Origin of the sequence: Aphanizomenon sp. CS-733/32 (assembly GCF_028330045.1) — a bacterium.
GTDB classification, from domain to species: Bacteria; Cyanobacteriota; Cyanobacteriia; order Cyanobacteriales; family Nostocaceae; genus Dolichospermum; species Dolichospermum gracile.
This window is the reverse complement of record NZ_JAQMSE010000061.1, coordinates 1-10,951: the sequence shown is the minus strand read 5'-3', so window position 1 is coordinate 10,951 and position 10,951 is coordinate 1. Positions and strand designations below refer to the sequence as shown.

The following is a 10,951-nucleotide window of genomic DNA, read 5'->3' as shown; positions in this document are numbered from 1 at the left end:
CCAAATGTGGTTTTAGTGTGTCTCGTAATAAGTTAATCTGGTTCATAGGGGTTTCTTTGATTGTGTGGTAACTTTCTATGAAACCCTTTCTCTGTTTCCTTTGCAAGCTTTTTCTCTATTTTTTGTCCTGTACAGAGATTTATTAAACATCAACTTTATAATTCAGTTCATGTTCATCCCCTGGTAGTCCTCGAAAACCCCAGTTATGCTTGGGTGTCTCGAAAATCGTAATCTCTAAATCTTGCGGAGAAATACCCAGTGGTTGTAATCGTTCAAATAGCAGACGAATTAACTGTTTTTTAGCTTCCACACTCCGCCCTTCAAACATACTAAACTCGATAATAGTATAGCGATCGCTACGTCCTGATGGATAATAAAAGTCAGATTTATCTAACGGAAAAAAGCGATGAAATCGTTTATCTGCCGGATATTGTAACGCTTCCGTAACACAACTATGAATAGCATCTGAAAGCTGCTGTTTAATTGGGTTCAGATAATCCTTTATTCCATGAATTTTCACTTGAGTCATACATTTTCCTTTCAATTAATGTCTAATTGTACACTGGGAAGAGAGTAGGCGATTGGCGATCGCTCTGCTTTAGTCTAAACTCCAGGCTGAAAGTACAATAAAATTATCCTTAATTTAAACCCCATCATGGTTATCCCAGAACTCGAACAACAACTCCTTCAGCTTTCCCATAACGATAAACTGCATATTATTCAAATCCTTGCCCAAAGCCTAACTACAGGCAACATCCACCCAGAACAACCTACTACAATCTCAGAATTTTTCCGTCAATCCCCCTTGGCTGAACTCAGTGAAGAACTCGACTTGAACCGAGATCACAACAGCCTACCCCGCGATACCTTCAACCCATGACCTACCTTCTTGATACTTGTTTAATTTCTGAACTTGTTGCCAAACAACCAAATCAAAAAGTTTTAGATTGGGTAGATGCCCAAATGCCAGAAAGACTTTACCTCAGTGTAATTACTATTGGCGAAATCGCTAAAGGCATCTGCAAACTTACTCCATCTAAGAGAAAAGAATCTCTCTCAACTTGGCTAAACGAAACCCTACCCAATCGTTTTGAAAACAGAATCTTAACTCTAGATGTCTTCACAATGGTGTTATGGGGAAATTTAGTCGGGCAACTAGAACAGAATGGCCGACCTTTACCCGCTATGGATTCTTTAATTGCCGCTATCGCACTTCAACACTCTTTATCACTTGTTACACGCAACGAAAAAGATTTTGCTGGTACTGGGGTTGTGATCATTAATCCTTGGTCTTGACTTTTAGAAAAAATATGCCACACTAATATTTAGATAAACTAAATATTTGAAAAAGGAAGTAAATCCTACTCGTGACGAAACTTACGGGAAGAATAGAATCTGCGGAAATACCTGCACAAGTTCCAAAGTCAGTAATATTGCAAACATTGGAACTGACGCGCCGCTTTGAAAAATTTACAGCCGTTGATAGTTTGAATATCTCCGTTGCATCTGGAGAAGTTTTTGGTTTACTCGGTCCCAACGGTGCGGGAAAAAGTACAGTAATTAAGATGTTAACTACCTTGCTACCAGTTAGTAGCGGGCAAGCATACTTAGCCCGTTATGATGTGACTCGTCAACCTGATGCAGTCAGAAGAGTCATAGGTTATGTACCTCAAGCTTTATCAGCAGATGGGAGTTTGACGGGTTATGAAAATCTTTTAATATTCTCTAAATTGTATGATATTCCGCCCCGACGCAGAAAACAGCAAATCGCTGAGGTGCTGGAGTTCATGGGTTTGGAAGATGCAGCACATCGCTTAGTGAGAACTTTTTCTGGGGGAATGATTCGTAAGTTAGAAATTGCCCAAGCTATTTTACATCAACCCCAAATCTTATTTCTGGATGAGCCAACAGTCGGATTAGATCCAGTTGCAAGAACACAAGTATGGCAACTTGTACAACAACTCCGTAGAGAGTACGGTACAACGATCTTTTTAACTACCCACTTTTTAGAAGAAGCGGATAATCTTTGCAATCGAGTAGTGATTATGAACCAGGGTAAAGAAATTATCACTGGTTCACCGTCAGAATTAAAAGCCGCTATAGGGAAACCAGAAGCAACTTTAGATGATGTCTTCATCCACTACGCAGGTAATCAATTAGTATCAGGAGTGAGTTACAGTGAAACTGCAAGAACTAGACGTACCTCTCAACGGTTGGGCTGAATCCAGATATAATCGCCCTAAAGGGATTTTTTCTGGTATCAAAGAACTATTTACCAAAACTCTGGTAATTACTGAGTTAGAAGTAAGAAAACTGCGCCATGATCCTAGTGATTTAGTGATTAGGGCTGTACAACCGGCTTTATGGCTGCTGATATTTGGGCAAGTTTTTACTCGCACTCGTGCTATCCCTACAGGTAATATACCTTACTTAGATTTTATGACTCCTGGTATTTTGGCTCAAAGTGCATTATCTGTGGCCATTTTCTCTGGAGGAATGACGTTAATTTGGGAACGTGATTTAGGGGTTGTTCATAAATTTCTGGCCGCACCTATACCCCGCGCAGCCATTGTTTTGGGTAAAGGTGTAGCTTCTGGTGTGCGTTGTTTTTCTCAAGTGGTGTTTATTTACCTGTTGGCTTTGTTGTTAGGTGTACACTTAAATCACAATCCTTTGGCTTTCTTACAAGTAGTTTTGATTGTGTTTTTAGGTGCTGGTTGTTTTTGTACTTTTTCACTCATCATCGGTTGTTTGGTGAAATCACGGGAAAGGTTTACGGGAATTGGGCAATTAATCACCATGCCGTTGTTTTTTGCTAGTAATGCGATCTATCCTATTTCCCTCATGCCAACCTGGTTAAAGCTCATTTCTCACTTGAATCCTTTGACGTATGAAGTGGATGCTTTACGGGGTGCGATGCTGGCGCAGGGTTCAAGTATTTATGGGTTCGGGTTAGATTGTACAATTCTCTTGCTAACATTAATAGGTTTAACCTACATCTGTGGACGACTTTATCCACGGGTGGCGATGTAATCTGGAGAAAAACGGTCTTATGAGTTTGGATAAACCCTCTGAAAAATGTGCCGCTAGGGTGATGGAAACTGTCCCCTTATTGATGCGGTTTATCCGAACCGAAATGCGATCGCACAGTTCTGACTCTTTATCCATACCACAATTGCGATCGCTCGCTTTTCTGAATCGCAATCCCGGTGCTTCCTTGTCTGAGGTAGCAGATCATTTAGGTGTCACCTGTGCTACAGCATCAACAACTATAGAAAAATTAGTGCAACGTAATCTGGTGCAAAGGACAGATAATCCTCAAGAACGACGGCGAGTAGTCCTGAATTTGACGAGAGAGGGAAAGCTCTTATTAGAGCAATCCCAGGAAAAAACTCGCGGGGAAATTGCGGAAATTCTGGAGGGTTTGACACCTGAACAAGTATCAAAAATTGAAGAAGGATTAAGTCTACTAAAAAATGTCTTCGAGCAAACAGAAACCAACTCACCATAACAGTAAGGCTGCACAACACGATCCTTTGGCAGCCATGAGATTTCGAGATTATCGGCTATTTACCATTGGGCGTGTAGTCCTCTTCACAGGTGGACAAATGCAGACCGTCGCGCTGGGCTGGGAGCTATATGAGCGAACAAATTCAGCGATGGCCTTAGGTGGCATCGGGCTGGCGCAGGTTCTTCCCATGATTGCCCTAACTTTGATTACGGGACACGTTGCTGATAAGAGTGATCGCCAAAAGATTACTTTATTGGCAATGCTGCTATTAATGTTTTGTTCTCTAACTTTAGCGGCTATTTCTTATTATCAAGGTGCAGTTTTTCTAATTTATGCTTGCTTATTATTAACAGGTGTAGCTAGGGCATTTCTCAAACCTGCGGGTGATGCGCTGATGTGGCAGTTAATACCGATGAGTGCTTTTACTAATGCAGCGACTTGGAATAGTAGCAGCTTTCAATTAGCGTCGGTAATTGGGCCAGCTTTAGGGGGATTTAGCATTGCTCTTTTTAGGAGTGCCACAGGAGTATATATATTATCTGCGATCGCTGCACTATCATGTTTTTTCCTTACCGCAGCCATCAAACCCCAAAAAACCAACTTTAAGAAAGAACCAATATCTCTGAAATCCCTAGCTGCTGGCGCTGAATTTGTTTGGAATAATCAACTCATTCTCGCAGCTATTACTCTAGATTTATTTGCTGTTTTACTGGGTGGTGCTGTAGCATTATTACCCGTCTTTGCAAAGGATATTTTGCACGCTGGTCCGGTGGAATTGGGCTATTTACAAGCAGCCCCGTCCATAGGTGCATTAATTATGGCGGCATTGTTGGTATATTTACCACCTATCCGTAAAGCCGGGACAGCCTTACTTTGGTCGGTTGTCGGGTTTGGGATTGTGACAATTATTTTTGGTTTATCCCGGTGGGTATGGTTGTCGTTGTTGATGTTGGCATTCAGCGGGGCGTTAGATAGCATTAGCGTGGTGATTCGTCATACTTTGGTGCAAATTCGCACTCCTGACCATTTACGGGGTCGTGTTGCGGCTATCAATAGTGTGTTTATCAGTGCTTCTAATGAGTTGGGGGGTTTTGAGTCTGGTTTGACTGCGGCTTTATTTGGTCCAGTGTTTTCTGTGGTTGGTGGGGGTATTGGGACGATTTTGGTGGTGGTTACGACAGCGATGATTTGGCCGGAAATTAGGAAGTTGGGGGCGTTGCATGAGGATTTATAGGGGAAAGTATCTCACGCAAAGGCGCAAAGGCGCAAAGACGCAAAGGTAAGATTTTTAAAGGTTCAATTTGGAAATTTCATACCTCGATTCAGCAACGCCGATAAATAGTTTATCCATTTTTTCTTTTGTTTTTATTACCAAGTTTCACTTTCTCACACCATGTCCCTTTTAATGCTACTAATGCGCCTCTGCGTGAAACAAAAAATATAACATTCATGCCCGAATCACAGTAATTCTACGTTGATTTTCTGTCACCACCACCTCAGTTGACAAACGTTCTTCCATTAGACATCTCCAAAAACTGTCAAAGTCTTTTGGTAAGTGACTTAGAACCCACAAATGCAAGTATTGGAAACTAGTACAACACGGCGTAAATAAACCAACCATTCTAAATCGTTAAAAAGCCTATACTGTCTTCGTTTTGACTTTTGACTTTTGACTTCCGCCCTGCGGTACTAGTTGGTTGACTCTAAAAGGTGAGTTAAATATAGATGCTTTACTGGAAGCATTTCTCAAGTTTTGGCGACAGCATGGAGAACCATTATTAACAGGGTGTTTGAAAAGTCTCAATCCATACTAACCCTGGCGACTAGAAGTCGTGGCTACACAGACAAAACCCATTCTAATTCCAGGTAAAGATTTAATTGATGAAATAGTGGATTTTTAGATACACTAGATTTGATACTTTTTGTTACCATCAGATTAATCATAACATCAATAACACTAGCCACACAGGGAATAGCTATAGCATTACCAGTTAACTTCCTCACAGTTTGATAACTTCCCACCACTTGATAAGATTCAGGAAAACCTTGTAATCTCAACATTTCCCTTTCAGTTAACCTTCTTTCTCCATTAACTAATAGATAATTATAGGATGCTCCTGCTCTTAATGCACAAGAATAAGGATATACACTAATATTACCAGATTTATTTTCATGCCATATCGTTGGTTGATCATATTGTTGATTAGGTTTAACTTTTTGTAACCGATTTTGTCTAATCTTTTCGGAAGCATAATAAAAGTCAGAAACGGAATTTTCTAATATTGTTGATAATGGTTGCATGGGAATTTTTATCAATGGCCATTTAAAATTCTCATAATGATGTTGATTTTTAAAACCTATAATTAAAATTCTTTCTCGTTTTTGTGGTAGTCCAAAATTTAAAGCATTAACAATTTTATAATCTGTATAATATCCTAAATCTTGTAAAGTATCAATAATGATTTTTAAGGTTTTTCCCTGTTGATGTCCTTGTAACTGTTTCACATTTTCTAATATAAAAGCTGTGGGTTTTTTAGCTTGAATAATTCTAGCAATATCAAAAAATAATGTACCTCTAGTATCTGCAAAACCTTTAAGTTCTCCACAAATACTAAAAGGTTGACAGGGAAAACCAGCCAATAATATATCATGTTCTGGAATATCATTTTCATTAATTTTAGTAATGTCTCCTGCTGGAGTTTCTCCAAAATTTGCTGTATATATTTTTTGCGAGTCTATATCAATATCACTAGAAAAAACACATTGAGAGGAGATATTATACTGATTACAAATCATTTCAACGGCTATTCTAAATCCCCCTGTACCACAAAACAAATCTATGAATTTAATCATTTTTATCCTCATTGTTAAATATTGATATACACATGATTTTAAGGTGATACTATAATACTTATTGTTTCAGTATACAGCAAATCCTGTAGGGTGCGTTAATCAAATGTAACTTCATATTACTGGTTTGAATGCAGTTCCAAATTTTCAGTGCGATTATGAGAGAGCAAGCAATGATGAATTTTCATCTTCATAAAATAATTTGATAGTGCTGAACTCAAAACTTGGGCAAATCGAATTAGGGAAATGGCAGGAGTTTTAGTTTAAATTCCCATCTCTTAATCTTGATATCCTTCTATTAGAAACACTCAAGCCCGAATCACAGTAATCCGACGTTGATTTTCTGTCACCACCACCTCAGTTGACAAACGTTCCTCCATTGGTAAAGCATTTTTCCGCCTATCAAACACAAATAACCAACCAAAATCTAACCCTAAACGGGCTAAATAGGATTCTAATTGTTCAATACCATCAGTTTGGGGATCGCGTTTTTTATCTCTCCACACTTTCAATTCAATCCCTAAAGTTACATCTTTATAACGCAGACATAAATCCATTCTGTCACTACCAATGGCATATTCCCGTTCCAAGACTCCACCACCATTAATAACACGATGTAAAAAAGCCATTAATACAATATGCGGGGCAATTTCATGATAGCCAGTGCTACCTAATAAAGGTTCTCCATGTTGTCGCCAAAACTTGAGAAATGCTGTTAATAAAGCATCTATATTTAATTCACCTTCTGGGGTTAACCAAGTTGGTGCAATCATTGGTAAAGAAGCCATTGGTGTTACTGTTAATACCCTGGGTAATACTTCCCGATAAATGGGATTAGCAATAGTTAAACCTCCGTAGGGGTGCATTTTACATAATCCCAAATCAATCACAAATTGAATATCATCGTTGGGTATATCTCCCAATTCCAAACCTGCTAACATCGGTTCGATAATTGCTTTTATTCTGGTTTCTCGTAAGCGTTCAGCTAAACTATCTAAATGAGTATCTTGACGAGTAATTAATATTTCTTTTGCTTTTAAAATGTGTTCTTTAGTAATAGTAATACTTCTATCTTTAACCATTTTTTCTACAACTTCTTTAGCTAAAGCATTCACTAACCAAGGTTGTCCTTGAGTTAAATTAAATGCTGTTTCTATAGCTTCTGGTGTGAAAATTTGTCCTGTTGCTGCTGTATGTTGTTGATATAATTCTCCTATTTCTTCAAGATTAAAGTTTCGCATAGTTATAGAAGCAACTTTGATATTAAAAGGACTGGATGTATTTAATCTGTCACTACCTCCCGATGCTACTTTATAATCTCGCACATCTCTTAAACCAATTAATCCTACCGATGAGGGAAAATTTTCAGGGCGTTTAGGAAAACCATCTCTTAACTGTCGTAAAACAGAAATTAATGTTTGGTCTTGCAAAGAATCAATTTCATCTATAAATAATACTATCGGACGATTGATAGCTCTTGACCATGCTCTTAAATTTTCAGCAATTCTCTGTCCAGGAACATTATAAACCCAGGTTTGGGGTTGTAGTTCGGTCGGTAGGCTATCTTCAATTGTATTTCGCCAAACTCCTAAAATTGCTAATTCTGCTGCACCGGGGTCATGATTAAATGCACTTCCTACCTCTGCTGATACCATGACTGCGGCATAATTTCCTGTATCAGTAAGTTGCTTTGCTAGGGATAACATGGCGGTGGTTTTTCCCGTTTGTCGTGGTGCATGAAGGACAAAATAACTTTCTTGTTCAATCAGCATTGATAAGTCAGGGAGACGACTTGTGGTTGAGAGTGTATAGTTTTTTTTAGGGTTACAGGGACCTGCAATATTAAACCAGCGAGTCATGATGATTTTGGCAGTTAGGGAGCTCTTTAAGTTTAGACGATTTTGGGGTTAAGGATGGCTGGGAAGTCAGAATCAAACGCAGATAAACGCAGATGAACACAGATGATTTTGTACTTTATTAGATTAGGAAAGGTTATATCTCGTTCAGTTTAAATCATGACCTGTTGGTGGTGATAGATCCATTACTTCGGTAAACCGGGAATATTGCACCTCACTGGTTGGGGGAAACTGTGCGGAAACACCCATTAAACCAACTTTGATATCCTCAAAGAAAATCACACCACCTATTCGTCCGCCGGCTTGGAATGGGCCATGGAAAAATTGATGTCGGGGAATATGGATAAGGAGAGAGTTGGTGATTTTGACGTTTTGACCAAATAGTTGTTGACAGGTTGTTTTGACAACTGCATCTATATATTGATTCTGGACACGTTGACCCAAGTTGATGAATTCGGGATGATCTGCAAAATGATCCATGTAATATGTCCAGATGTTAGACAAATCTTTTTCTTCACTGAGGATTTGCTTGAGTTCCTGCCATCGTTTGAAATTCATAATAAGATAGGTAGATTGGATTATTCTTTACTTACTAAAAATTTACCATAGTTATGTGATAGCGAAGCGCTGCTGCAAGCAGTTCGCTTAAAATCCATTATCTTGTGTTTCTTTAACTGCGATTAATGTGATCGCTAATATTGGGTTAATAAAAGCGATTCCTAGGTCGCGCTTCGCTATCAGTCGAATAGCTACCATATAATGGCGTTTCAATATAAAAGTTGGTGATAATATAGAAAAGAAAAACTCTTTAAATGTAAAATCTTGTATGACTACTCGGCTAGAAGTTGAATCAGTAATCAAGCAATTACCAGAAAGTGAAGTTCGTGATCTGGCAAAGTGGCTTCAAGAATACATTGATGAGATGTGGGATCATCAAATTGAGGCAGATTTAACATCAGGGAAATTAGATCGCCTCATTGCTCAGGCAGAAAAAGATATTGCAGCCAACAACGTGAGGGATCTTGATGAAATCCTTGGCGACGACTGAGTTTTGGAAAGCTTATGCTAATTTGTCACCTGAGATGCAAGAGCAAGCGCGGAAAGCTTATCAGCTTTGGCAGGAAAACTCACTTCATCCCTCTTTGCACTTCAAAAAAGTTGGTAGAAATCTTTGGTCTGCCCGTGTCAGTGGTGGATATCGAGCGTTAGCCTTGAAAAAAGGTGACGATTATTATTGGATTTGGATCGGTAATCATGATGAATATGAAGGTTTTTTAAATTAGCCCGTTGTTACAAGTGCAAGCGTTACGCGACGTAGTAATCGCATAATAATTTATATAGTGCGATCGCTAATATTGAGTTAATGCGTAAGCGTTGCGCTCCGCAGGAATCGCTCAAAATCCATTATTTTGTGCTTCCTTAACTGTGATTAACTGCGATCTCATGGGTAAGCGATCTCTACTGATGAAAAATTTTGAATAGTTATGAAAATTGTTCTATGTTATAATTTCCAAAAAAATCTCTACTTAATAAATTCTCTTTTGTTTGAATACGATAAACACTATTACAATTTATAAAGCCACTCAAAAAGACAAAGGGCAAAATCTTGTAGAACGAGGATTTCATCCTGATGATTTTCCCTACCATCCTCCAACTGCGGACGGCAAATGCTATTTTGCAGCACCCAATAGCAGGAGTCTCGCTGAGGAATATCATCGGTATTACAAAGATGGGATTTTGGAAGTTACAATACACTCAGAAATCTATGAACAATATTTCCAACCCCTGGAAAAACCCTATCAAGGGGGAGATAAATTTGAATTACCAGTTCCTCATCATTTGTTTCCTATCCTTAACCAATATCCAAGAGTATTAAAACCAAGGTAGTGTTATGAGCGATCAGTTTTGGAAAAAAATCAAATCTAAATATCGGTTAGGTGAACTGATTCACGGTACAGTCGAGTATCATCTGCCGTTTGGGATTTTTGTTAGTTTAGATGATGAAGTAGTGAGGGGTCTTGTTCAGATTACTGATTTTGTTGATAGTGGAGATATGACTCTAGAGATGTATCCAGATATTGGTTCACCTATTGGGGCTGTTGTTGTTGGATATACCGAAGATGATCGCAATCAAATTTGGTTGAGTGTCAAGCCAAGTGTGTTACAGAAAGCATTGGTGCATCTCAAAATCCCAGTAACAAGTGATCGATCATTACCAGCAGTATAACGATCCAAAATGAACACGAACCACTAAATGCGATTGCGCTATCGCTCAATATCCGTTTTCTTGTGCTTCCTTGACTGCGACTAAATGCGATAGTGTAAGCGCTGACTTGTTAGTTCGCTAATATTGGGGAAATGCGATTCCTAGGTCGCGCTTCGCTATCGCCAAACTCAAACAAGAATTAAACATTAATATCGAATTAGCATCTCCCTAGGATTTCCTGCCACCTCTTGCTGGATGGCGTGATAGAAGCGTATTCATTGGCAAACAAGGTCAAATTTCCTTTTATCACTATGATTTTACAGCCCAAGCTTTTTCTAAACTATCTAGGGGATTTGACCGTGATATTAAAGATTTAGTAAATATTTTTTTTAGCTTAACCGACAGAAGCCCCACGTCTCACTCTTAGGAGCGTGGGATGAATGGCGCGTGAGTTGACGACAGTTCCCTGACTAATGTGCGTAGCACGAAGGAAGGGAACATGGAGGAAACGAACACTTTCTTATTCTT

General features: G+C 38.9%; 14 protein-coding genes. 10 read left to right on the top strand and 4 right to left on the bottom strand.

The features are described from left to right. Window positions 1–142: 142 nt before the first annotated feature. Complete coding sequence (locus PN471_RS05140; RefSeq protein ID WP_271775934.1) at window positions 143–529, bottom strand: tautomerase family protein; 387 nt, start codon at window positions 527–529, stop codon at window positions 143–145. Window positions 530–655: 126 nt separating this feature from the next. Here PN471_RS05140 and PN471_RS05135 point away from each other — a divergent pair, with 126 nt between their 5' ends. The 6 genes from PN471_RS05135 (at window position 656) to PN471_RS05110 (ending at window position 4,745) form a co-directional block, all read left to right on the top strand. Beyond that, window positions 656–880, top strand: coding sequence for a hypothetical protein (locus tag PN471_RS05135; RefSeq protein ID WP_271775933.1), 225 nt, complete (start codon window positions 656–658; stop codon window positions 878–880). Beyond that, the gene (locus PN471_RS05130) at window positions 877–1,296 is read left to right on the top strand and encodes a type II toxin-antitoxin system VapC family toxin (protein ID WP_271775932.1); all 420 of its coding nucleotides are present in this window, start codon (window positions 877–879) and stop codon (window positions 1,294–1,296) included. The genes PN471_RS05135 and PN471_RS05130 overlap by 4 nt, the downstream gene beginning before the upstream one ends. A gap of 71 nt (window positions 1,297–1,367) precedes the next feature. Then, window positions 1,368–2,222: an ATP-binding cassette domain-containing protein gene (locus PN471_RS05125; protein ID WP_271775931.1), complete on the top strand. Its 855-nt coding sequence runs from the start codon at window positions 1,368–1,370 to the stop codon at window positions 2,220–2,222. Beyond that, entirely contained in the window at window positions 2,179–3,033 is an 855-nt protein-coding gene (locus PN471_RS05120) for an ABC transporter permease (protein WP_271775930.1), read from the top strand. Before PN471_RS05125 ends, PN471_RS05120 begins: the two co-directional genes overlap by 44 nt. A gap of 19 nt (window positions 3,034–3,052) precedes the next feature. Then, window positions 3,053–3,511 (top strand): MarR family winged helix-turn-helix transcriptional regulator, encoded by a 459-nt coding sequence (locus PN471_RS05115; RefSeq protein WP_271775929.1) that lies wholly within the window; start codon window positions 3,053–3,055, stop codon window positions 3,509–3,511. Next, entirely contained in the window at window positions 3,477–4,745 is a 1,269-nt protein-coding gene (locus PN471_RS05110; RefSeq protein ID WP_271775928.1) for an MFS transporter, read from the top strand. The genes PN471_RS05115 and PN471_RS05110 overlap by 35 nt, the downstream gene beginning before the upstream one ends. 602 nt (window positions 4,746–5,347) lie before the next feature. Here the strand turns inward: PN471_RS05110 and dcm are convergent. The 3 genes from dcm to PN471_RS05095 all read right to left on the bottom strand — a co-directional run bounded on the left by dcm (window position 5,348) and on the right by PN471_RS05095 (window position 8,775). Further along, window positions 5,348–6,364 (bottom strand): DNA (cytosine-5-)-methyltransferase, encoded by a 1,017-nt coding sequence (gene dcm / locus PN471_RS05105; protein ID WP_271775927.1) that lies wholly within the window; start codon window positions 6,362–6,364, stop codon window positions 5,348–5,350. A 305-nt stretch (window positions 6,365–6,669) separates the two neighbouring features. Then, a complete protein-coding gene (locus PN471_RS05100; protein ID WP_271775926.1) occupies window positions 6,670–8,220 on the bottom strand; it encodes an ATP-binding protein in 1,551 nt (516 codons plus the stop codon). Window positions 8,221–8,364: 144 nt separating this feature from the next. Next, the gene (locus PN471_RS05095; protein ID WP_271775925.1) at window positions 8,365–8,775 is read right to left on the bottom strand and encodes a hypothetical protein; all 411 of its coding nucleotides are present in this window, start codon (window positions 8,773–8,775) and stop codon (window positions 8,365–8,367) included. A gap of 268 nt (window positions 8,776–9,043) precedes the next feature. On the opposite strand from PN471_RS05095, the gene PN471_RS05090 reads away from it, so the two are divergent. The 4 genes from PN471_RS05090 to PN471_RS05075 all read left to right on the top strand — a co-directional run bounded on the left by PN471_RS05090 (window position 9,044) and on the right by PN471_RS05075 (window position 10,444). Continuing rightward, complete coding sequence (locus PN471_RS05090; protein ID WP_193899152.1) at window positions 9,044–9,265, top strand: hypothetical protein; 222 nt, start codon at window positions 9,044–9,046, stop codon at window positions 9,263–9,265. Continuing rightward, on the top strand, window positions 9,243–9,500 hold the full coding sequence (locus tag PN471_RS05085; protein WP_271775924.1) for a type II toxin-antitoxin system RelE family toxin: 258 nt from the start codon (window positions 9,243–9,245) through the stop codon (window positions 9,498–9,500). Before PN471_RS05090 ends, PN471_RS05085 begins: the two co-directional genes overlap by 23 nt. Window positions 9,501–9,762: 262 nt before the next feature. Then, a complete protein-coding gene (locus tag PN471_RS05080) occupies window positions 9,763–10,104 on the top strand; it encodes a hypothetical protein (RefSeq protein WP_271775923.1) in 342 nt (113 codons plus the stop codon). Window positions 10,105–10,108: 4 nt separating this feature from the next. Beyond that, on the top strand, window positions 10,109–10,444 hold the full coding sequence (locus PN471_RS05075; RefSeq protein WP_271775922.1) for an RNA-binding protein: 336 nt from the start codon (window positions 10,109–10,111) through the stop codon (window positions 10,442–10,444). The last annotated feature ends 507 nt before the right edge of the window (window positions 10,445–10,951 follow it).